General features: G+C 68.6%; 17 protein-coding genes and 1 tRNA gene. 10 read left to right on the forward strand and 8 right to left on the reverse strand.

The features are described from left to right. Positions 1-2: 2 nt before the first annotated feature. The gene (locus HRJ34_RS03990) at positions 3-1,202 is read right to left on the reverse strand and encodes an acyl-CoA dehydrogenase family protein (protein WP_208633421.1); all 1,200 of its coding nucleotides are present in this window, start codon (positions 1,200-1,202) and stop codon (positions 3-5) included. Positions 1,203-1,337: 135 nt separating this feature from the next. Here HRJ34_RS03990 and HRJ34_RS03995 point away from each other — a divergent pair, with 135 nt between their 5' ends. Continuing rightward, entirely contained in the window at positions 1,338-2,099 is a 762-nt protein-coding gene (locus HRJ34_RS03995) for an SDR family NAD(P)-dependent oxidoreductase (RefSeq protein ID WP_208633422.1), read from the forward strand. Further along, positions 2,096-2,965, forward strand: coding sequence for an SDR family oxidoreductase (locus HRJ34_RS04000; protein WP_208633423.1), 870 nt, complete (start codon positions 2,096-2,098; stop codon positions 2,963-2,965). The genes HRJ34_RS03995 and HRJ34_RS04000 overlap by 4 nt, the downstream gene beginning before the upstream one ends. A gap of 88 nt (positions 2,966-3,053) precedes the next feature. Here the strand turns inward: HRJ34_RS04000 and HRJ34_RS04005 are convergent, their stop codons facing one another. Beyond that, complete coding sequence (locus HRJ34_RS04005; protein WP_208633424.1) at positions 3,054-4,739, reverse strand: GMC family oxidoreductase; 1,686 nt, start codon at positions 4,737-4,739, stop codon at positions 3,054-3,056. Positions 4,740-4,909: 170 nt separating this feature from the next. On the opposite strand from HRJ34_RS04005, the gene HRJ34_RS04010 reads away from it, so the two are divergent. From HRJ34_RS04010 to HRJ34_RS04035, 6 genes are read left to right on the forward strand one after another with little or no spacing between them, the layout of a single operon-like run. Next, positions 4,910-5,710, forward strand: coding sequence for an SDR family NAD(P)-dependent oxidoreductase (locus HRJ34_RS04010; protein WP_011951230.1), 801 nt, complete (start codon positions 4,910-4,912; stop codon positions 5,708-5,710). Between the two features lie 9 nt (positions 5,711-5,719). Continuing rightward, positions 5,720-8,056 (forward strand): arylsulfatase, encoded by a 2,337-nt coding sequence (locus tag HRJ34_RS04015; protein WP_208633425.1) that lies wholly within the window; start codon positions 5,720-5,722, stop codon positions 8,054-8,056. Positions 8,057-8,059: 3 nt separating this feature from the next. Further along, positions 8,060-9,535: an aldehyde dehydrogenase gene (locus tag HRJ34_RS04020; protein ID WP_208633426.1), complete on the forward strand. Its 1,476-nt coding sequence runs from the start codon at positions 8,060-8,062 to the stop codon at positions 9,533-9,535. Beyond that, positions 9,532-10,905, forward strand: coding sequence for an MFS transporter (locus HRJ34_RS04025; RefSeq protein ID WP_208633427.1), 1,374 nt, complete (start codon positions 9,532-9,534; stop codon positions 10,903-10,905). Before HRJ34_RS04020 ends, HRJ34_RS04025 begins: the two co-directional genes overlap by 4 nt. Next, positions 10,896-12,470, forward strand: a complete 1,575-nt coding sequence (locus HRJ34_RS04030) for an AMP-binding protein (protein ID WP_208633428.1) — start codon at positions 10,896-10,898, stop codon at positions 12,468-12,470. The genes HRJ34_RS04025 and HRJ34_RS04030 overlap by 10 nt, the downstream gene beginning before the upstream one ends. 5 nt (positions 12,471-12,475) lie before the next feature. Then, positions 12,476-13,207, forward strand: a complete 732-nt coding sequence (locus HRJ34_RS04035) for an enoyl-CoA hydratase-related protein (RefSeq protein WP_208633429.1) — start codon at positions 12,476-12,478, stop codon at positions 13,205-13,207. Between the two features lie 18 nt (positions 13,208-13,225). On the opposite strand, the gene HRJ34_RS04040 is transcribed toward HRJ34_RS04035, so the two are convergent. Both HRJ34_RS04040 and HRJ34_RS04045 read right to left on the reverse strand, forming a co-directional pair. Beyond that, entirely contained in the window at positions 13,226-14,332 is a 1,107-nt protein-coding gene (locus HRJ34_RS04040) for an amidohydrolase family protein (protein WP_208633430.1), read from the reverse strand. 337 nt (positions 14,333-14,669) lie between these two features. Then, a tRNA-Glu gene (locus HRJ34_RS04045) sits at positions 14,670-14,745 on the reverse strand. Positions 14,746-14,892: 147 nt separating this feature from the next. On the opposite strand from HRJ34_RS04045, the gene HRJ34_RS04050 reads away from it, so the two are divergent. After that, entirely contained in the window at positions 14,893-15,099 is a 207-nt protein-coding gene (locus tag HRJ34_RS04050) for a hypothetical protein (RefSeq protein ID WP_011951237.1), read from the forward strand. A 72-nt stretch (positions 15,100-15,171) separates the two neighbouring features. Here the strand turns inward: HRJ34_RS04050 and HRJ34_RS04055 are convergent, their stop codons facing one another. Both HRJ34_RS04055 and opgC read right to left on the reverse strand, forming a co-directional pair. After that, positions 15,172-16,548, reverse strand: a complete 1,377-nt coding sequence (locus tag HRJ34_RS04055; protein WP_011951238.1) for a class II 3-deoxy-7-phosphoheptulonate synthase — start codon at positions 16,546-16,548, stop codon at positions 15,172-15,174. Positions 16,549-16,653: 105 nt separating this feature from the next. Then, on the reverse strand, positions 16,654-17,781 hold the full coding sequence (gene opgC, locus HRJ34_RS04060) for an OpgC domain-containing protein (protein ID WP_011951239.1): 1,128 nt from the start codon (positions 17,779-17,781) through the stop codon (positions 16,654-16,656). A 149-nt stretch (positions 17,782-17,930) separates the two neighbouring features. Here opgC and lon point away from each other — a divergent pair, with 149 nt between their 5' ends. Then, positions 17,931-20,333: an endopeptidase La gene (gene lon, locus HRJ34_RS04065; protein WP_011951240.1), complete on the forward strand. Its 2,403-nt coding sequence runs from the start codon at positions 17,931-17,933 to the stop codon at positions 20,331-20,333. A 46-nt stretch (positions 20,334-20,379) separates the two neighbouring features. Here lon and HRJ34_RS04070 read toward each other — a convergent pair whose 3' ends face one another. Both HRJ34_RS04070 and HRJ34_RS04075 read right to left on the reverse strand, forming a co-directional pair. Next, on the reverse strand, positions 20,380-21,039 hold the full coding sequence (locus HRJ34_RS04070; protein WP_157783489.1) for a JAB domain-containing protein: 660 nt from the start codon (positions 21,037-21,039) through the stop codon (positions 20,380-20,382). Continuing rightward, the gene (locus HRJ34_RS04075; protein ID WP_011951241.1) at positions 20,952-21,380 is read right to left on the reverse strand and encodes a hypothetical protein; all 429 of its coding nucleotides are present in this window, start codon (positions 21,378-21,380) and stop codon (positions 20,952-20,954) included. Before HRJ34_RS04075 ends, HRJ34_RS04070 begins: the two co-directional genes overlap by 88 nt. Between the last annotated feature and the right edge of the window lie 14 nt (positions 21,381-21,394).

A 21,394-nucleotide genomic window follows, 5' to 3' on the forward strand; every position in this document is an offset into this window, starting at 1 on the left:
CCTCAGAGTCCGTAGGCCAGCTTGGCGAGGATGTTCTTCTGCACCTGCTTGGTGCCGCCATAGATGGTGGCGGCGCGGGTGATCAGGGCGATGGTGGTGCGGCCGGGCACATGCTCGGCCCAGTCGGCGCTCGGCGCGGGCGCGTCCGGGCCGGGCTCGTAATAGCGCAGCGACTTGGCGCCGAGCGCGTCGAGCTGGAGCATGGTGATCTCCTGCTGCAGCTCGGAACCGCGGATCTTCAGCACCGAGGCGGCGGCCGCCTCGGGAAAGCCGGTCTCCTCATGCGCCAGCACGCGCAGCACCGACCATTCGAGCGCGATCAGGTCGGCCTGCACCCGGGCGAAGCGCGCGCGATAGGCGGGATCGTCGCACACGCGCCGGCCGCCGGCCGTCTCGTGGCGGGCGATCTCCTTGGCGCGCTCCAGCTCGCGCTTGCTCCAATAGATGAAGCTCGAGGTGGTGCGCTCATGCTCAAGCAGGAATTTGGCGTAGGTCCAGCCCATGCCCGGCTCGCCGACGAGCTGCTCGGCCGGCACCTCGACATTGTCGAGGAACACCTCGCACAGATGCGCCTCGCCGTTGATCTGCGGAATCTGCCGGACGGTGACGCCGGGGCTCGCCATGTCGATGATCAGGAAGGAGATGCCCTTTTGCGGCTTCACCGTCTTGTCGGTGCGCACCAGGAAGAAGCCCCAGCGCGCATGGGCGGCGCCGCTCGTCCAGATCTTCTGGCCGTTGACGACATATGTGTCGCCGACCAGCTCGGCCGAGGTGCGCAGCGAGGCGAGGTCGGAGCCCGAGCCCGGCTCGGAGAAGCCCTGCGCCCAATAGGTGTCGCCGTTGCGGATCATCGGCAGGAAGCGTTCGCGCAGCGCCTGCGACCCGAAGGTGTAGAGCACCGGCCCCAGCATATGGGTGCCGCCCCAGTCGAACTCGGGCGCGTCGGCGGCGTAGAGCTCCTCGTTGAAGATGAAGAGCTGCTGCGGGGTCCAGTCGCACCCGCCATGCTCCTTCGGCCAGTGCGCCACCGCGCGGCCGTGGCGATTGAGGATGCGCATCCAGTCCTGCTGGTCCTGGATGGTCGCGTTGTTCTGGACCTTGGTGCGCTGCCGCGCCTTCATCTCGGGTGGAAGCACCTCGTCGATGAAGGCCCGGATATCCTTGCGAAAACCTTCCAGTTCCGGATCGTGCAGCAGTTCCATCGGATACCTCGAACAATATCGCCATCCCATGGCGCCAGCCCCGGCGGGGTGCAAGCGGGCCCCGGTTCCCATCATCAATGCGATGGAGCGGGGCGGCGGTTTGACAAGCCGGGGCACCGGCGATGCTATGTCTGCATGCAACATGCGGACAGCCTGATCTGGATTTCCGGCGCGACCGAGGGGATCGGCCTCGGCCTGTCGCGCAACGTCCCCTATCCGGGCGCGCGGGTGATCAACCTGTCGCGGCGGGCGCATCCGGCGATCGAGAGCGTGCATCTCGACCTCGCCGACCCGTCGAGCTGGGACGCGGTGGCCGCGCATTTCCGCGAGACGCTCGCCGGCTTCCGGGGCAAGCGCGCGATCTTCGTCCAGAACGCGCACCTCAAGGGGATGACGGGCTTCGCCGGGGAGGTGCCGGCCGCGGATTATGCGCGCGACCTGACCGCCAACATGGTCGCGCCGATCCGGTTGGGCGAGGCCTATCTGCGCGCGCTGATCGACAGCGGCTATGGCGGCGAGGCCGGGCTGGTGATGATGTCGTCGGCCTCGGCGCGGTCGCCCTATGAGGGGCAGTCGGTCTATTGCGCGGGCAAGGCGGCGCTGGAGATGTGGGTCCGGGTGATGCGGCGCGAACTGCGCCAGCGGGGGCGCGAGCATGTCTGGGTGACGGCGGTGCGCCCCGGCTTCGTCGACACCGGCCTCACCCGCCATGTCGCGGCGATGGCCGATCGCGATTATCCGGTCGCCTCGATGCTGCGCGGACAGATCGAGCGCCGCGAAGGGGTGATGGATATCGACACCGCCGCGCGGCAGATCTGGGCGGCGCTGCCGACCGACCGGTCGCTGCTGTCGTTCGGCGAGCAGGTGCAGGTCGATCGCGCCGGGGGCGCGGCATGAGCGGCTTCTCGGTCGAGGGCCGCACCGCCTTCGTCACCGGCGGGGCGAGCGGGATCGGGTTCGGGATCGCCCGCGCGCTGATCGGGCGCGGCGCGCGCGTCGCCGTCGCCGACGTGGACGGCGCGGCGGTCGGGCGGGCGGTCGAGGCGCTGTCCGTCGCCGGCCGGGTCGAGGGCGTCGTCCTCGACGTGCGCGACCGCGATGGCTGGCAGGCGGCGCGGGTGGCGGTGGAGGCCGCGCTCGGCCCGGTCGGCCTGCTCGTCAACAATGCCGGGGTGACCGGCTATGACCCGATCGTCGATACGCCGCCCGCCCATTTCGACTGGATCGTCGGCGTCAACCTGACCGGCGCGTTCAACGGCGTGCACTGCTTCGGCCGGGCGATGATCGACCGGGGCGAGGGCGGCCATATCCTCAACACCGCCTCGATCGCCGGGCTCTACGGCTCCAATGCCCTGACGGTGGGGGCCTATGCCGCGAGCAAGTTCGGCCTGGTCGGGCTGTCGGAACGGCTGCGCGTCGAGCTGGCGCCGCACGGCATCGGCGTGTCGCTGCTCTGTCCGGGACTGGTCTCGACCGCGATCGGCGCCAATGCGGCGAAGCTGCGGCCGGGCCCGGCCGGGATGGCGCTGGCCGACAATCCGGCTTTCGCCGGGCTGCGGCAGCGCGCGCCGACCGCCGGGCTCGATCCCGACCGGCTCGGGCCGTTCGTGGTGCGGGCGATCGAGGAGAATCGCGCCTACATCATCCCGCACCCGCATTTCGCCGAGCAGGTCGAGGCGCGCCACGCGGCGCTGATGGCCGATTTCGGCGAGCCGGCCGATCCCGCCCTGCCGCTCGCGCCCGACTGGCGCGACCTGGCCTGAGGTCTGGTTCCGTAAGATCGAACCGTTCGTCCCGCCCGCTAACGTCATTCCCGCGAAAGCGGGAATGACGACGGGGAAGACGCCCGCCCTATCGCGCGTCGGCCAGGATCAGGTCGGCGGCCTTCTCGGCGATCATCACCGTGGCGGCGTGGGTGTTGCCGGAAACGATGTTGGGCATCACCGAGGCGTCGACGACGCGCAGCCCCTCGACGCCGTTGACCCGGAGGGTGGGGGAGACCACCGCGTCCGCGCCCGGCCCCATCGCGCAGGTACAGCTCTGGTGATAGCCGGTCGATCCGCTCGCCCGCGCGAAGGCGAGCAGCGCCTCGTCGCTGTCGACCGCCGCGCCGGGGGTCAGCTCATGATCGAAATAAGGAGCGAGCGCCGGGCTGTGCATGATCCGCCGCGCCCAGCGCAGCGACGCGACCTGGGCGCGCCGGTCGGCCTCGTCGGCGAGGTAGTTGGGCTTGATCGACGGGTGATCGCGATAGTCGGGCGAGGTGATGTGGATCGAGCCGTGCGAGCGCGGGCGCATCACATAGCCGCCGACGGTCATTCCCGGCGCGCGCTCCATCGACATCGTGCCATGCTTGGCGAGCCCTTCGAAATCCACCGTCGCCGGGCTGGCGAAGAACTGGATGTCGGGCAGGTCGAGCGCGGGATCGGACTTGAGGAAGGCGGTCAGGTTCGATCCGCCCAGCGCCAGCAGGCCGCTGCGGGTGAAGGCGTAGCGGAGAAGCTGGCCCACCAGCCGCACGCCGCGCGACAGCTCGTTGAAGCCGGCCGATCCGGGCTTCATCCGCGCGCGGACCATCGCGGCATAATGGTCCTGCAGATTCTCGCCGACGCGGGGGCGGTCGACGAGTATGTCGATGCCCAGCGCGCGGAGCCGCTCGCCGTCGCCGATGCCCGACAGCTCGAGCATCTGGGGCGAGTTGATCGCGCCGCCCGACAGGATCACCTCGCGCCGGGCGCGGACCTGCCTGCGGACGCCGCCCTGCACATAGTCGACGCCGACCGCCTTCTTGCCTTCGAACAGGATGCGGGTGGCGTGGGCGCGGAGCAGCACCGTCAGGTTCGGGCGCTTCATCGCCGGATGGAGATAGGCGACCGCCGCCGACACGCGCACGCCGTTGCGGGCGTTGAGCCGGACGCGGGCGACGCCCTCGCGGGTAGTGCCGTTGAGGTCGGTGCTGACCGGTGCGCCGGCTTCCTCGAACGCGCGGGTCATGACGTCGAGCATGGCGTGCTTCATCGGCACGTCGCTGACATGGAGCGGCCCCGGCTGTGCCTCGCTGACCTGGCCTTCGCCGTGCTGGTGCTCGATCCGCCGGAAATAGGGCTCGACATCGTCCCACGACCAGCCGTCGCAGCCGAGCTGTCGCCAGCCCTGATAATCCTCGGGCAGGCCGCGCACCCAGAGCATGCCGTTGATCGACGAGGAGCCGCCCAGCACCTTGCCGCGCGGGAAGCTGTGCTGCCGTCCTTCGGTGCCCGGGTCCGGATCGGTCATGTAGTTCCAGTTGACCTTCGGGTCCTTCAGCATCCGGGTGAAGCCCGCGGGCATGTGGATGTTGATGTTCGCGAAGGCCTGGGCCGGATCGGAGAGGTTGCGCGTCGGCCGGTCGTCGGCGCCGGCTTCGAGGACGACGACCTTGTGACGGCCGTCGGCGCTGAGCCGGTTGGCGAGCACGCAGCCCGCCGATCCCGCGCCGATGATCACATAGTCGGCCTCGGCGCCGTCCTCGATGCGCCCGTCCGCTCCGCCTGCCATCTTTTCTTCTCCCGTGTCGGTCGAGCGATGTGCCGTGCGATCGGGTGCGGGCTCAAGCAGATTGCGCGCAAGGCTGTGGAGATCATCAATATGATGGATGCCGGGCGGCCATCTGTATCTTGGCCGATCGGGCGCTATGTCGGTCGGCACAAGCAAGGGAAGAGGACGGGATGACGGCGCTTTTTTCGCTGGAAGGGCGGACCGCGATGGTGACGGGCGCGTCGCGCGGACTGGGGCGCGCCATCGCGCTGGGCCTCGCCGATGCGGGCGCCTCGCTGATCCTGGCGGCGCGCGACGCGGCGAAGCTGGGCGAGGTGGCCGACGAGGTCCGCGCCAAGGGCCGCGACGCCCGGATCGTCACCTTCGACCTCGCCGACATGGCCTCGGTCGAGGCGGCGGCCCGTGGGCTGGTCGACGAGGGCGCGCCGATCGACATCCTCGTCAACAATGGCGGGATCGCCGAATGGGGGCCGCTGCACGGGTCGAGCCTCGACCATTGGGAACGGACCTTCGACGTCAACGTCTCGGCCATCTACCTGTTGTGCCGCGAGCTTTCCAAGCCGATGGCCGAACGCGGATGGGGACGGATCATCAACTTCGCCTCCTATGTCGCCGAAACCGGCCGGCCCAATCTGTCGGCCTATGTCGCCAGCAAGCATGCGGTGCTGGGGCTGACCCGCGCCGTCGCCGCCGATCTCGCGCCGCATGGCGTCACCTGCAACGCCATCGCGCCCGGCATCTTCCTGACCGACATGGCCGCGCCGACCGCCGGCCATCCACAGCGCGCCAAGATATTCCGCGACGCGATCGCGATCGGGCGGTTCGGCGATCCGGCCGAGATCGTCGGTCCGGTCCAGTTCCTCGCCTCGGAAGCCTCGCGCTACGTGACCGGCCATATGCTGCCGGTCGACGGCGGCATCGCGAACATATTGTCGCTGCCGGTCGTCGTCGAAGGCGGATCGCTGGACTGAGCGGCGGCGATGGAGCGCGATCCCAACAAGCTGTCGCGGCGCGAGGCGATCGCCGCGGGCATCACCGGCTCGGCGGCGGTCGGCGCCGGCCTGACGGCGGCGCCGGCCGAGGCGAGGGACGCCGCCGGGTTCAAGGGCCGCATCGCGCCGGTGATGAGCGCCTCGACCCCGGATATCCGACAAGAGGTCGTGCCGGCGGCGGACAGCCCCAATGTCCTGCTGATCATCCTCGACGATGTCGGCTTCGCCGATCTGGGCTGCTATGGCGGCGAGATCCCGACGCCGAACATCGATCGCCTGGCTGCATCGGGGATTCGCTACACCAATTTCCGGACCACCGGCGTCTGTTCGGCGACCCGCGCCAGCGTGATGACCGGGCTCAACCCGCACAGTGCCGGGATCGGTTGGCTGACCTTCTCCGATTCGGGCTATCCCGGCTATCGCGGCGACCTGGCCGAGGATGCCGAGACCATGGCCGAGCGGTTCAGCGAGGCAGGCTATTGTGCCTATCATGTCGGCAAATGGCATGTGAACCTGGCCGATACCACCAACGCCGCCGGCCCGACCCGCAACTGGCCCAGCCAGCGCGGCTATGCGCGCAGCTACTGGTTCCAGGGCCATTCGACCGACTATTTCGCGCCCGCCCAGCTCTATGCCGGCAACGAGCGGATCACCCCGCCGGTCGACGGCTATTATGCGACCGACGACTTCACCGACAAGGCGCTGGCCTTCCTGCGCGATCATCGCGCGCAGCGCGGCGACCGGCCCTTCCTGATGACGCTGGCGCATCCCGGCGCCCATTCGCCGCTCCAGGCGCGGCGCGAGGATATCGCGCGCTTCAAGGGCGCCTATGACGCGGGCTGGGACGTGCTGCGCGCCGCGCGGCTCGAACGGCAGAAGGCGATGGGGCTGATCCCGGCCGACGCCGTCCTGCCGCCTGCCAACCCCGGCGTGCCGCGCTGGGATACGCTCGATCCGGCCGCGCGCCGGGTGCAGGCGCGCTACATGGAGGTCTATGCCGCGATGATCGCGCGGATCGACGATGGGGTGGGGCGCATCCTCGACGCGCTCGACGCCTCGGGCGACCATGACAATACGATCGTCGCGCTGATCTCCGACAATGGCGGCGCGCCCGACGGGCGGGGCGGCACGCCCAACCTGCTGGCGATGGTCAATGGCGGCGTCACTCCGGCCCAAGTGGCCGAGCGGCTCGACGAGATCGGCGGGCCGGACAGCTATCCGATGTATTCGCTGGGCTGGGCGTCGGTGTCGAACACGCCGTTCCGGCTCTACAAGCACGACACCCATCTCGGCGGGATCGCCGACCCGCTGATCCTGAGCTGGCCCAAGGCGATCCCGGCGCGGGGCGAACTGCGCGGCCAGTTCCTGCATGCGATCGACCTGCTGCCGACCCTGCTCGACGCAGCGGGCCTTTCCGCCACGTCCGGCCGCGCGGGCGCGAAGCCGATCGAGGGCCGCTCGGCCCGGCCGAGCTTCACCGACCGCGCCGCGCCCGATCCGCGCGACCGCCAATATTTCGAGATGGGCGGGCTCCGCGCGATGCGGCTCGGCCAGTGGCGGATCGTGTCCAAGGGGCGGTTCGGCCTGCCCGGCGACGCGTGGGAGCTGTACGACACCGCGACCGATCCCAACGAGACCCGCGACCTCGCCGCCGAGCGGCCCGACATCGTCGAGCGGCTCGACCGCGCCTGGATGAAGGAGGCGCAGGCGCATCAGGTCTTCCCGATCGACGATCGCTCGCTGCTCGAACGCTCCTTCGCCGAGCTGTTCCGGGGCGGCGGCAAGGATCGCTGGTCGATCATCCCGCCGATCGACCTGATCCCCGAGGAATCCTCGCCCAAGCTGCTCGGCCGCGATTTCGAGGTCGAGCTGACGCTGGCCGATGCCGGGCGGCAGGGCGTGCTGTTCGCCCATGGCAACCAGTTCCTCGGCGCCGTCGCCTTCGTCCGCGACGGGCGGGTGTGGTTCGAGTTCCGCTGCGATCCCCATCTGATCGCGCTCGATGCGCCCTGGCCCGCGAAGGCGCGCAGCGTGCGCTTCGTCCAGCACCTGTCGGCGCGTCCGCGCGTCGGGCGGCTGTCGATCGTCATCGACGGGCGCGAGGCGGCGGCGCTCGACAGCGACCGGTTGCTGCTCGGCACGCCGATGCAGGGGCTTCAGATCGGGCGCAACGACGCGGTGCGCGCCAGCCCGCGCTATGCCGCGCCCTTCGCCTTCGACGGGCGGATCGAGCGCGTCGAGGTCCGCACCGACAACAAGCCCTATGACGCCGGCGAGATCGCCGCCGCGAGCCGCGCCTATGCCGCGCCAGCCAGGAAGGACTAGCCGATGACCGACACGCTGCTGAACCTCTCCAACCCCGAAAAGCTGTTCATCGGCGGCGACTGGGCCGCGTCGTCGGACGCCGACGGGATCGAGATCGTCTCGCCCTCGACCGAGGAGGTGGTCGGCCGCGTCGGCAAGGCGGGCAGGGCGGACATGGATCGCGTCGTCGCGGTGGCGCGGCATGCCTTCGATCACGGCCCCTGGCCGCGCATGACCGGCGCCGAGCGCGCGGCGGTGCTGCGCCGGATCGCCGGGGAGATGGGCAAGCGCGCCGACGATTTCGCGCGCGCCTGGTCGCTCCAGGTCGGCATGCCCTATGCGCAGTCGTCGATGACCGCGCCCTATATGGCGGCCTATCTCACCTATTTCGCCGACCTTGCCGAGAAGGGGTTCGAGGAGGTTCGCCAGCCGATGATGGGCGGCCACTGCATCGTCGTCCACGAGCCGGTCGGCGTCGTCGCGGCGGTGGTGCCGTGGAACGCGCCGCTGGCGACGCTGCTGCTCAAGGTGGCCCCGGCGCTGGCGGCGGGCTGCGCCGTTATCGCCAAGCCTTCGCCCGAGACCCCGCTGGAGGCGCTGATCCTCGCCGAATGCATCGCGGCGGCCGGAGTGCCCGAGGGCGTCTTCTCGGTGCTCACCGCCGACCGCGAGGTCTCCGACCATCTGATCCGCAACCCCGGGGTCGACAAGGTCAGCTTCACCGGATCGACCGCCGCCGGCCTGCACATCGCCTCGGTCTGCGGCGGCCGCATGGCGCGGATCACCACCGAGCTGGGCGGCAAGTCCGCCGCGATCGTCCTCGACGACGCGACGATCGAGACGGTGGTCGCCGGGATCATGCCCAACCTGGTCGGCCTGTGCGGCCAGCAATGCGCCGCCTTTAGCCGCATCCTCGTCCCCGCCGCGCGCAAGGCCGAGGTGACCGAGGCGATGGCCGCCGCGATGCAGGCGGTGACGGTCGGCGATCCGTTCGACCAGGCGACCCAGATGGGCCCGCTCGTCACCCGCAACCAGCATGGCCGGGTGTTCGGCTATATCGAGAAGGGCAAGGCCGAGGGCGCCCGCCTCGTCACCGGCGGCGGGCGGCCGGCGCACCTGCCCAAGGGCTGGTTCGTCGAGCCGACCCTGTTCGCCGACGCGAGCAACGACATGGCGATCGCGCGCGAGGAGATTTTCGGGCCGGTCGGCACGATCATCGCCTATGACGACGAGGAACAGGCCATCGCCATTGCCAACGACAGCAATTATGGCCTGTCCGGCGGCGTGTTCACCGAAAGCCCCGACCGCGCCTATGCCGTCGCGCGGCGTATCCGCACCGGCAATTTCGGGCATAATGGCCGGGTGATCGACTTCACCATGCCCTATGGCGGCTTCAAGCAGTCGGGGATCGGCCGCGAGGGCGGGATCGAGGGGCTGTACGCCTTCACCGAGACCAAGGCGGTCTTCATGCCCAAACTCCCGACGCATCTGCGGTCATGAGCAGCGCGCCCGCGCCGGCGCAGGCGCATGACGACTGGCCCGACAATTATCGCGCTCCCGCCGCCTGGTGGGCGGTGGCGGTGACGATGATCTTCCAGATCGTGTCGATGATCGACCGCCAGGTCGTGTCGGTGCTGATCCCGGAGATGCGCGCCGACCTCGGCCTCAACGACTTCCAGATCAGCATGGTGCAGGGCATGGCCTTCGCGCTGTTCTACGGGGCGATGGGGCTGATCATCGGCGCGCTGGTCGATCGCCATTCGCGGCGGAAGATCATGTTCGCCGGCATCGTGCTCTGGTCGATCGCGGCGGCGGGCACCGGCTTCGCGCGCAACTATATGCAGCTCTTCGTCGCCCGCCTGTTCGTCGGCTTCGGCGAAGGGGCGATCTCCCCGGCGGCGCAATCCTTGCTGTCGGGCATCTTCCCGCGCGGCAAGCTGGCGACGCCGATGTCCTGCTTCACCGCCGCCGGCGTCATCGGCATCTCGCTTTCCTATGCGCTCGGCGGCCATCTGCTCGACCGCTTCACCACCGCGCCGCTCGGCGGTCTGCTGGAGGGGATGGCGCCGTGGCGGCAGGTGCTGGTCGTGACCGGCGCGCCGGGCGTCGCGGTCGCGCTGCTCGCCTTCACGCTGCGCGAGCCGAAGCGCGCCGGGATGCCGAAGCCGCAGCGGCACGAGGCGAGCTGGGGGAGCTTCTTCTCCTATATCGGCGCCCATGCGCGGCTGATGCTCGGCGTCATCCTGGGGAGCGCGCTGGTCGCGATGATGACCCAGGCGGCGATGACCTGGACCCCGACCTATGCCCGGCGCGTGCTGGGCGTCAGCGCGGGCGAGGTCGGCACGATCATGTCGCTGGCGGTGGGGCTGGGCGGGGTGGTCGGCGGGATCGCGCTGGGCCTGATCATCGACCACTGGTTCCGGCGCGGCGTGCACGACATCGCGCTGCGGCTGCTGGCGATCGCGGCGCTGGCGGTGCCGCCGCTGATCGCGCTCTGCTTCCTGGCCGACGACGCCACCATCCTGTTCGGCGGCATCACCCTGATGATGCTGACGATGGGTGCGATCTTCGGCCCGACCCTGGCGGCGGTGCAGATGATCGCGCCGCCGGCGATGCGCGGCCGCTTCGGCGCGCTGGTGGTGCTGGCATCCAACCTGTTCGGCTTCGCCTTCGGGCCGATGCTGGTGGGGGCGATCACCGATTACGGCTTCGGCGATTCCAACAAGGTCGGCGTCAGCATCGCGATCGTCCTGGTCGTGGTCTGCCCCTTCGCCGCCTGGCTGATCTGGAGCGCACGCGGCGATTTCGTCCGCCGGCTCGCCGCGGCCCCGGCCCCGACCCATTCCCTTTCGAACGAGGTATGTTCGTGAGCCTGACGATACCCGCGCTGCTGCGCGACGCCGCCGCCCGATACAGGGATCGCGCGGCGCTGCATTCCTCCACCGATGGCCCCATCGGTTATCGCGAGCTCGACCGGCGCGCCGACGAGGTCGCCAGGGCGATGATCGCCGACGGCGCCCGGCCCGGCGACCGCGCGGCGATCTGGGCGCCGAACATGTGGGAGTGGGTGGCGGCGACGGTCGGCGTCCAGCGCGCCGGCGGGGCGATGGTCCCGCTCAACACCCGGCTCAAGGGCGGCGAGGTCGCCGACATCGTCCGGCGCGGCGGCGTCGCCCGGCTGTTCGTGATCGGCGATTTCCTCGGCCGCCATTATCCGGAGATGCTGCGCGGCGAGGCGATGCCGGGCCTGCGCCGCACCATCGTGCTGCGCGGCACCCCGGATAAGCTCGCGGCCGACGAGGAAGGCTGGGACGATTTCATCGCGCGCGGCCGATCGACCAGCGACGCGGCCCTGGCCGAGCGCGAGGCGGGCGTCACCCCCGACAGCATCGCCGACATCATGTTCACATCGGGCACCACCGGCGCGCCCAAGGGGGCGATCTTCGACCATCGCCGCTCGCTGGGCGGCGGCCGCGCCTGGGCGAACATCTCGCGCCAGACCGCCGACGATCGCTATTGCGTCTTCGGTCCCTTCTCGCACAACGCCTCCTACAAGGCGGGCTGGGTGGCCGGGCTGATGACCGGCAGCACCGTCTATTGGCCCGAGGCCTATGACGCGGTGTCGATCCTCGACCTGATCGCCGGCAACCGCATCTCGGTGATGCCGGCGCCGCCGACCGTGTTCCAGGAGATGCTCGCCCATCCCAACTGGCGCGACTGGGACATCTCCAGCTACCGCTTCCTGTCGACCGGGGCGACCGTCGTCCCGATCGAGCTGATGAAGCGGCTCCAGGCCGAGACGACGATCGCGGAGATCACCACCGGCTACGGCATGACCGAATGCGCGGGATCGGCCACCCACACCCGGCCGGGCGATCCGGTCGAGCGCGTCGCCTATACCGTCGGCGCGGCGATCGAGGGGACCGAGATCAGGCTGGTCGGCCCCGACGGCCGCGCCGTCGCGACCGGCGAGCCGGGCGAGGTGCTGATCCGCGACGACAAGCTGCTGATCGAATATCTCGACAATGCCGAGGCGACCCGCGCGACGATCGACGCCGGGGGCTGGCTCCATTCGGGCGACGTCGGCACGCTCGACGCGGAAGGCTATCTGAAGCTCACCGACCGGCTGAAGGACATGTACATCGTCGGCGGCTTCAACGTCTATCCGGCCGAGATCGAGAAGCAGATGACCGGCCTGCCCGGCATCCACCAGTCGGCGATCATCGGCGTGCCCGACCAGCGCCTGGGCGAGGTGGGGCATGCCTTCATCGTCCGCTCGGCCGGATCGACCATCACCGCCGAGGAGGTGATAGGCTGGAGCAAGGCGAACCTCGCCAACTACAAGGTGCCGCGCGGCGTCACCTTCGTCGATGCATTGCCGATGAACGCCACCGGCAAGGTGATCAAGTTCGCGTTGCGCGAGATGGTGAAGTAGCGGCGATGGCCGACGTGCTGCTGCGCGCGGAGGTGGGGGAGGGCGTCCTGCTGCTGACGCTGAACCGCCCCGCCCAGAGCAACGCGATCGACCTGGAGCTGTGCGACCGGCTGTCGGCCGCGCTGGCGGACTTCCGCGACGATCCGCGCTGGCGCGTGGCGATCGTCACCGGCGCGGCGCCGGCCTTCTGCGCCGGGCTCGACCTGAAGAGCTTCGCGGCACCCGACGCGCCGCGCCACCGGGTGACCGAGCTGATCCATATGGTGCCCGGCCTCGGCAAGCCGGTGATCGCGGCGGTCAACGGCGCCGCCTATACCGGCGGGCTGGAACTGGCGCTGGCCTGCGACTTCATCCTCGCCGCCGGGGAGGCGCGCTTCGCCGACACCCATGCGAGGATCGGCGCGTTGTCGGGCAGCGGGATGGGATCGCGGCTGCCGCATGCGGTGGGCCCGCGCTTCGCCAAGCAGATGATGCTCGCCTGCGAGCCGATCGACGCCGCCACTGCGTTGCGCGTCGGGCTGGCCAACGAGCTGCTTCCCGCCGATCGGCTGCTGCCGCGCGCGATCGCGCTGGCGGGGGCGATCGCCGGCCATGATCCCGCGCTGATCCGGATCGCCAGGGACGTGGTCGACCGGGGCAGCGCGGCGACGCTGGCCGAGGCGATCGCGATCGAGTCCGAGGCGCTGGCGAAGCGCAAGGCGGAAGGCGCGATGCGCTGGGAGGCGAAGCCGGCCTGAGGCCGGCTCGCTCCACCGTCAGATTCCCCAGACCGCCGCCGCGTTGTCGCCGACGATCTTGCGCGCCTTCGCGTCGCCGACCTTGTCGAAGATGCCTTTCACCACCGTCTCGCTGTTGCCGACGATGCTTTCCGGATGCGGATAGTCGACCGACCACATGATGCGGTCGGCGCCGATCCGGTCGATATTCTCGATCGCGACGTCGTCCTGCATGAAGGTCGCGTAGCAGTTATTGTGCCAGTACCAGCTCGGCGCATGGGCGATCCGGGGGCGGAGTTCGGTCGCATAGTCGCGCGCGATCTTGTCGGCATTCTCCAGGGTCGCCGGCACCCAGCCCGCGCCGCCTTCGGTGAAGACCAGCTTCAGGCCGGGGAAGCGATCGAAGATGCCCGAGAAGACGAACTGGCCGAACATGCCGGTGAACGGCATCAGGTTGGCGTTGAGGTTGGCGCCCAGCGATCCGCGCCCCGAATATTGGATATAGGCGCCGATATGGATCGACAGCGGCAACCCGCTATCCTCGATCGCGCGCCACATCGGGTCCATCTTCAGGCTGTTGTAGCGGATTCCCCGCGGGTTGAGCGGGATCTCGATCGCCTTGAAGCCGAGCTGCTTGAGCTTCTGCAGATAGTCGGCGGTCGATTCCGGCTCGAAGAAGGTCGGCAGATAGGCGACCGGATAGAGCCGGTCCGGCGCGGCCTGCTTCCATTCGGCCAGCCATTCGTTGAACACGTCCATGCAACGGATGAACAGCCCCCGGTCGGCCATGCGGATCAGCCCCGCCGCGCGGCCATGGTAGACGATCGACGCGTCGACCCCCTCGGCGTCCATGTCGGCCAGCCGCTTCGACACGTCCCAGAAGCCCTCCCGGCCCTCGGGGAAATCGGAGGGCAGGCCGGGGACGTCGTAGGATTCGCCGTCGACCGTCATGTGGAAGCCGGTCTCGTCCTTCCAATATTTGGGCGCCCGGTCCTTGTCGGCGCCCTTCAGCCGCTCCTCCCACAGATGCGGCTCCTCGATGACATGATCGTCGCTCGAGATCAGCCGGACCCCCTCGGGCCGCTGCCAGCTGGTAGCGGGGATGATCCGGTCCTTCGGCCAGGGAGTGGGAGTGATGTCGTTCATCTTTGCCCTTGTCGTTCAAACCTGTTGGCCGGCGCCGACCTGGGAGCCGGTTCGCCGGGCCGGGCCCGACCCTCGAACCCGTCACTGTCGAGCCGACATTAGGGATCGGCGCGGCGGCGCGGCAATGCGCAACGGCCGTTTCCGGGGCTTCGGCGCCTACAATTCAGAACTCTGATGCTTTGTTCGGGGCGCTGGCTTTTCCGCGTCGATCGCGTCGGGCCGGAAGGAGGGCGGTCGCCAGGCACGGCGCGGCATGGCTCGGGCGGCCGCGCGTGAAGGCGGGCCGAGAACGGCGTTTTCATTTGAGCTTGGTGAAGCGTGATGCGCCGGAAGGCGCTGGTGACCCCTACGGGACTCGAACCCGTGTTTTCGCCGTGAGAGGGCGACGTCCTAGACCGCTAGACGAAGGGGCCGTCCTGTGCGGAGCGGCGTCCTTATGGGGCGGTGGAAGGCAAGTCAAGGGCTGTTGCGCGCCAAGCCGTTCGCCATTTGCGCCGATCGCCCGTCGCACCGGGAAACTACGCAGTAGCCACGGTGGCGCGGGTCGCTAGATTCGGTTCATGCAGGCAGAACTGACGTCACCGGACAAGGCCGACGACCTCATCGCGCTTCACGGCGCCGATGCGATCGCGGTGCTCGTCGACCGGATCGCCGACGCGGTCCGGCACTGCGACGATCAGGCCGTCGACAGCCTCGATCGCCTGCTCCAGATCGTCGAGCAGCGCTTCGAGGAACCCTGGCGGGCGATGCGGGCGATCCCCGGCTGAGCGATAAAGGAAAAGCGCCACCGGCCCGAGGACCGATGGCGCCTTTGCCGTGCGAATCTGGATCGGCGGCGATCAGGCGGCGGCCCGGTCGCGCTCCTTCATCTCCTGGTTGAGCATCTCGGCGAGCAGGAAGGCCAGTTCGAGGCTCTGGCCCGCGTTGAGGCGCGGATCGCAATGGGTGTGGTAGCGATCGGCGAGATTCTCGTCGGTCACCGCCATCGCGCCGCCGGTGCATTCGGTGACGTTCTGGCCGGTCATCTCGGCATGGATGCCGCCGCCATGGGTGCCCTCGGCGCGGTGGACGGCGAAGAAGCCGCGGACCTCGGCGAGGATGCGGTCGAACGGCCGGGTCTTGTAGCCGTTGGCCGCCTTGACGACGTTGCCGTGCATCGGGTCGCACGACCAGACGACTGGACGCCCCTCGCGCTTCACCGCGCGGACCAGCGCCGGCAGATGCTTCTCGATCTTGTCATGGCCATAGCGGGTGATCAGCGTGATGCGGCCGGGCTGGCGCTGTGGGTCGAGCGTGTCGAGCAGGCGCAGCAGCGCGTCGGGCTCCAGGCTCGGCCCGCATTTCAGGCCGATCGGGTTGCCGACGCCGCGCAGATATTCGACATGCGCCGATCCTTCGAAGCGGGTGCGGTCGCCGATCCACAGGAAATGGGCCGAGGTGTCGAAATATTGCCCGGTGTTGAGGCTGTCCTCGCGCGTCATCGCCTGCTCATAGGGCAGCAGCAGCGCCTCATGGCTGGTGTAGAACTGCGTCCCCTTGAGCTGGGGCACGGTCTCCGGGTTGATCCCGCAGGCCGCCATGAAGTCGAGCGCGTCGCCGATTCGGGCGGCGACCTCGCCATATTGCGCGGCCCAGGGGCTGCGGCCCATGAAGTCGAGCGTCCAGGCATGGACCTGGTGGAGGTTGGCATAGCCGCCCTGCGCGAAGGCGCGCAGCAGGTTCAGCGTCGCCGCCGACTGGCTGTAGGCGCGGACCATCCGGCGCGGATCGGGGATGCGCGATTCCTCGCTGAAGCCGATGTCGTTGATGATGTCGCCGCGATAGCTAGGCAGGGTGACGCCGCCGATCTCCTCGGTCGGGGCCGAGCGCGGCTTGGCGAACTGGCCCGCCATGCGGCCGACCTTCACCACCGGCAGCTTCGACGCGAAGGTCAGCACCACCGCCATCTGCAGCAGCACGCGGAAGGTGTCGCGGATGTTGTTCGGATGGAACTCGGCGAAGCTCTCGGCGCAGTCGCCGCCCTGGAGCAGGAAAGCCTTGCCCGCGGCGACCTGGGCGAGCGACGCGGTCAGCTCGCGCGCTTCGCCGGCAAAGACCAGCGGCGGGAAGCTCGACAGTTCCTGCTCGGCTGCCGCGAGGGCCGCCGCATCCGGATAGTCCGGCATCTGCACCGCTTGTTGTTGACGCCAGCTCGCGGGCGTCCAGTTCGTCGCCATGTCCAGTCCCATTGTTTATTCGGGGGCTTCCCATGCGCGCGAGGGGCAGGAAAGGCAAGGGGAGGGTGGCTTTGAAGAGGGCAAGCTGCGGTTTCCCGGAGGACGTCAACCCGCCGGCCGGGTCGCCTTCCAGTACTTGTAGCCATTGGCGAACAGCCCGAGCAGGACGACGCTGGCGATGCACAGCGCGATATAGGCATCGTGGTTCGGCCAGACCTCGATCCACAGGAAGCCGGCGGCATAGCTGAGCGCGACCGAGACGACGAAGGTCTGGAGCGAATTGGAGCCGATCACCGCGCATTGCCGCATCGGCCATAGCTGCTGGAGGCGCGGCCACATCCACAATATGCTCATGATCAGCCAGCAGACCGACAGCGCATGGGCGACGCGGACCGGGCCGATGCGGATCTTGCTCTGGTAGAGCACCTCGAACGAGAACCAGCTCTGCGCGAGGAACAGGATGGTGAGGCCGGCGAACAGCAGCACCGGCGGCACCAGCCAGTGCCAGTTGCCCTCGGCGCGCCGTTCGAGCCGCGCGAGCAGCCGGTAGCGCCCCGCCGCCATCGCGCCGAAGAAGACGAGCTGCCACGACGCCGGGTTGAAGTTCCAGCGCCAGTCGCCGACCGGCGATCCGCCGATGACGTTGAACCAGGCATGCTCATGGGCGAACCAGTAGAGCCCGGCCGAAACCAGCAGCGCGACGATCGGCTGCCAGCGCAGCAACAGCGCGAACAGCGGCGCGGTGCCGAGCAGCACCATGTAGGTGACGAGGATCTCCAGGCAGTAGGGCTGGATGTAGAGGATCAGGAAATCGACGATGGTCGATGGGCCGCCCTTGATGAAATAGCTGTAGAAGCTGAGCCGGGCGAGGTCGGGCGAGTTGAGCGCGAGCGGGATCAGGACCAGGAACAGCCCGAGATTGTAGACGTAGAGCTTGCCGGTCCGCCGCCACAGCTTGTCGGTGAAGGTGGCGATGGCGGGATCGCGATCGACCCGGAAATAGACCGCGCCGACCAGATAGCCCGACAGCAGGAAGAACACTTCGGCCGCGCTCGAAAAGCCCCACAGGGTGAGCGTCGGGAACTGCATGCCGACCATGTGCATCCGGTCGGTGAAGCCGGTGATGTGGTTGATCGTGATCGTGATCAGGGCCAGGCCGCGCAATATGTCGATGCTGGCATCACGCCGGGTCGGGCGCGGTCCGCCGCCAGGGCTGGTATCGGAGGAGGTCACTCGCGGGCCCTTACCGCAGGGAGGAAAAATTACAACGCCGGGCAAGACAAATTTGGCCCGCGCCAAGCGCGCGGTTCATTGATCATGAAGAGGGGTGGGCCCATATAGGGGCCAGGACGCGCCCCCGCGGTGCTCCGATCGGAGAATAGATGACTGAGACCCTTCCCGTATTGCCGTTGCGCGATATCGTCGTTTTCCCGCACATGATCGTGCCCCTGTTCGTCGGACGCGAGAAGTCGGTCGCCGCGCTGGAAAGCGCGATGGCGGCGGACAAGTCGATCTTCCTCGTCGCCCAGCTCGATCCGGCCGAGGACGATCCCGATCGCGATGCGCTCTATGATCTCGGCGTCGTCGCGACGGTGCTCCAGCTTCTCAAGCTGCCCGACGGCACCGTCCGCGTGCTCGTCGAAGGCAAGCAGCGCGCCCGGCTCGAGGCGCTGACCGGCGAGGACGCCCACCTGACCGCCGAGGTCGAGCTGATCGAGGAGGCCGAGGCCGAAGGGACCGAGGTCGCCGCGTTGATGCGTTCGGTGGTCGACCAGTTCGAGAATTATGCGCGGCTCAACAAGAAGCTGCCGGCCGAGACCTCGGTCCAGCTCGGCCAGATCGAGGAGGCCGCGAAGCTGGCCGACGCGGTCGCCGCCAACATCTCGATCAAGGTTTCCGACAAGCAGGCGCTGCTGGTCGAACTCGATCCCGCCAAGCGGCTCGAAATGGCGTTCGCGCTAATGGAAGGCGAGCTCGGCGTCCTCCAGGTCGAGAAGAAGATCCGCAGCCGCGTCAAGCGCCAGATGGAGAAGACGCAGCGCGAATATTATCTGAACGAGCAGCTCAAGGCGATCCAGCGCGAGCTGGGCAATGGCGAGGGCGAGGACGGCGGCGACGAGCTGAGCGAGCTCACCGCGAAGATCGCCAAGCTCAAGCTGTCCAAGGAAGCGCGCGGCAAGGCCAATGCCGAGCTCAAGAAGCTGCGCACCATGGCGCCGATGTCGGCCGAGGCGACCGTCGTCCGCAACTATCTCGACGTGCTGCTGGGCCTGCCCTGGGGCAAGAAGTCGAAGCTCAAGAAGGACATCGCCGCCGCGCAGGCGGTGCTCGACGCCGATCATCACGGGCTGGAGAAGGTCAAGGACCGGATCGTCGAATATCTCGCCGTCCAGGCGCGCACCAACAAGCTCAAGGGGCCGATCCTGTGCCTCGTCGGTCCGCCCGGCGTCGGCAAGACCTCGCTCGGCCGCTCGATCGCCAAGGCGACCGGGCGCGAGTTCGTGCGCCAGTCGCTCGGCGGCGTCCGTGACGAGGCCGAGATCCGCGGCCACCGGCGCACCTATATCGGCTCGCTGCCCGGCAAGATCGTCACCAACCTGAAGAAGGCGGGCACGTCGAACCCGTTGTTCCTGCTCGACGAGATCGACAAGCTCGGCCAGGATTTCCGCGGCGATCCCGCCTCGGCGCTGCTCGAGGTGCTCGATCCCGAGCAGAACAGCAAGTTCCAGGACCATTATCTGGAGATCGACGTCGACCTGTCCGACGTGATGTTCGTGTGCACCGCGAACAGCCTGAACCTGCCGCAGCCGCTGCTCGACCGCATGGAGATCATCCGCCTCGAAGGCTATACCGAGGACGAGAAGGTCGAGATCGCCAAGGAGCATCTGCGCGACAAGCAGGTCGAGGCGCATGGCCTGAAGGCCGGCGAGTTCGAGCTGACCGACGCCGGGCTGCGCGACCTGATCCGCTATTATACCCGCGAGGCAGGTGTCCGCACGCTGGAGCGCGAGATCGCCAAGCTCGCGCGCAAGAGCCTGCGCCGCATCCTCGAGGGCAAGGACGAGAAGGTCGTCATCACCCCCGACAACCTGTCCGACTTCGCCGGCGTGCGGAAATACCGCTTCGGCATCGGCGAGGAGGAGGACCAGGTCGGCGCCGTCACCGGGCTCGCCTGGACCGAGGTCGGCGGCGAGCTGCTGACGATCGAGGCGGTCACCGTGCCCGGCAAGGGCGGGATCAGCACGACCGGCAAGCTCGGCGACGTGATGAAGGAGAGCGTCCAGGCGGCGTTCAGCTTCGTCAAGGCGCGCGCGCCGGCCTATGGCATCAAGCCGAGCCTGATCGCCCGAAAGGACATCCACATCCACCTGCCCGAGGGCGCCGTTCCCAAGGACGGCCCGTCGGCGGGCATCGGCATCACCACCGCGATCGTCTCGACCCTGACCGGCATCCCGGTCCGCAAGGAAGTGGCGATGACCGGCGAGGTGACGCTGCGCGGCCGCGTCCTGCCGATCGGCGGCCTCAAGGAGAAGCTGCTCGCGGCCCTGCGCGGCGGCATCACCACGGTGCTGATCCCCAAGGAGAACGAGAAGGACCTCGTCGAGATCCCGACCAATATCCGCGAGGGGCTGAAGATCATCCCCGTCAGCCATGTCGACGAGGTGCTGGGCCTGGCGCTGGCCGGCCACCTTACCGCGATCGACTGGACCGAGGCGGACGAGCTGGCGTCGACGCTGAAGGGCGCGACCAGCCCCGACGGCGGCGAGGTGGCCGTCCGGCATTGATAGCTCCCGTCGTCCCGGCTGCGACCGGGACGACGGGAGCATTTCCCTAAAGCCGGCCCTCGGCGCGGAAGCTGTAATAGCCCTGCCGCGCGACGATGATGTGGTCGAGCAGCGCGATCTCGAACAGCCGGGCGGCCTGGAACAGGTCGCGGGTGAGCGCGACGTCGCTGGCGCTAGGCGTGGGGTCGCCCGACGGATGGTTGTGCGCGATCAGCAGGCCCGTCGCCGATATGTCGAGCGCGCGCCGGATGATCTCGCGCGGCGATATGTCGACCCGGTTGACCGATCCCCAGGCGACGATCTCGTCGCGCAGCAGCTCGTTCTTGGTGTTGAGGTAGAGGACGCGGGCCTGTTCCGCCGTCTGATGCGCCATGCGGGCGACCAGATAGTCGAGCACCGCCCGGTCGTCGGCCAGGATCGGCCGCCAGCTGATCCGCTGTTCGAGCGAGTGGAGGAACAGTTCGCGCGCCGCCATCACGATATCGATGACCGCCCGGTCGTTGGGCAGGGCGCGCTCCAGCCGGGCGGGGCCGGCGAAGAGCAGGGTGGAGGCGTCGGCGAACTCGGTGATCAGCCGGTCGACGATCGCGGAGGCCCCGATCGGCCTGATCGCCTGGATCAGTCGGTGAACGAGCCGCCAACCTTCCTGTTGCGATGATGGAAGTGGACCGCGAAGGCCAGCACGATCAGCATGGGATAGATCCACACCGCAACCGCATTGCCATAAGCCCATGGCAGCACATGCGGGACATAGGGTGCCAGGTGCGACAAGATGGTCAATCCCTGCATTGCGGTAAGCCATAGCGGCCAGAATTTTTCCGATTTCAGGGAGATGCCGACCAGTACCAAGAGCACGATGGTGTCAACGGCCATCACCGGCAGTTCAACGAACTGATAGCGAACGGCCAATGGGCTGAGCACCAGCACCGTCACGTAGGTTGCGATCAGGATGCTCCCGGCGGTGACACGTTCCGCCCATCCGCCTCGAAAGAAGGCGTAGAGGCACACGGCCCACATCAACGCGCCATAGAGAAGTTGCCGGATCACCCCTGACCCATCGA

It is taken from the genome of Rhizorhabdus wittichii, assembly GCF_017607425.1.
GTDB classification, from domain to species: domain Bacteria; phylum Pseudomonadota; class Alphaproteobacteria; order Sphingomonadales; family Sphingomonadaceae; genus Rhizorhabdus; species Rhizorhabdus wittichii.

Bases quoted from the DNA above. Each gene is read 5' to 3' on its own strand.
- HRJ34_RS03990 (WP_208633421.1), bottom strand. From the start codon at position 1,202: ATGGAACTGCTGCACGATCCGGAACTGGAAGGTTTTCGCAAGGATATC.
- HRJ34_RS03995 (WP_208633422.1), top strand. From the start codon at position 1,338: ATGCAACATGCGGACAGCCTGATCTGGATTTCCGGCGCGACCGAGGGG.
- HRJ34_RS04000 (WP_208633423.1), top strand. From the start codon at position 2,096: ATGAGCGGCTTCTCGGTCGAGGGCCGCACCGCCTTCGTCACCGGCGGG.
- HRJ34_RS04005 (WP_208633424.1), bottom strand. From the start codon at position 4,739: ATGGCAGGCGGAGCGGACGGGCGCATCGAGGACGGCGCCGAGGCCGAC.
- HRJ34_RS04010 (WP_011951230.1), top strand. From the start codon at position 4,910: ATGACGGCGCTTTTTTCGCTGGAAGGGCGGACCGCGATGGTGACGGGC.
- HRJ34_RS04015 (WP_208633425.1), top strand. From the start codon at position 5,720: ATGGAGCGCGATCCCAACAAGCTGTCGCGGCGCGAGGCGATCGCCGCG.
- HRJ34_RS04020 (WP_208633426.1), top strand. From the start codon at position 8,060: ATGACCGACACGCTGCTGAACCTCTCCAACCCCGAAAAGCTGTTCATC.
- HRJ34_RS04025 (WP_208633427.1), top strand. From the start codon at position 9,532: ATGAGCAGCGCGCCCGCGCCGGCGCAGGCGCATGACGACTGGCCCGAC.
- HRJ34_RS04030 (WP_208633428.1), top strand. From the start codon at position 10,896: ATGTTCGTGAGCCTGACGATACCCGCGCTGCTGCGCGACGCCGCCGCC.
- HRJ34_RS04035 (WP_208633429.1), top strand. From the start codon at position 12,476: ATGGCCGACGTGCTGCTGCGCGCGGAGGTGGGGGAGGGCGTCCTGCTG.
- HRJ34_RS04040 (WP_208633430.1), bottom strand. From the start codon at position 14,332: ATGAACGACATCACTCCCACTCCCTGGCCGAAGGACCGGATCATCCCC.
- HRJ34_RS04050 (WP_011951237.1), top strand. From the start codon at position 14,893: ATGCAGGCAGAACTGACGTCACCGGACAAGGCCGACGACCTCATCGCG.
- HRJ34_RS04055 (WP_011951238.1), bottom strand. From the start codon at position 16,548: ATGGCGACGAACTGGACGCCCGCGAGCTGGCGTCAACAACAAGCGGTG.
- lon (WP_011951240.1), top strand. From the start codon at position 17,931: ATGACTGAGACCCTTCCCGTATTGCCGTTGCGCGATATCGTCGTTTTC.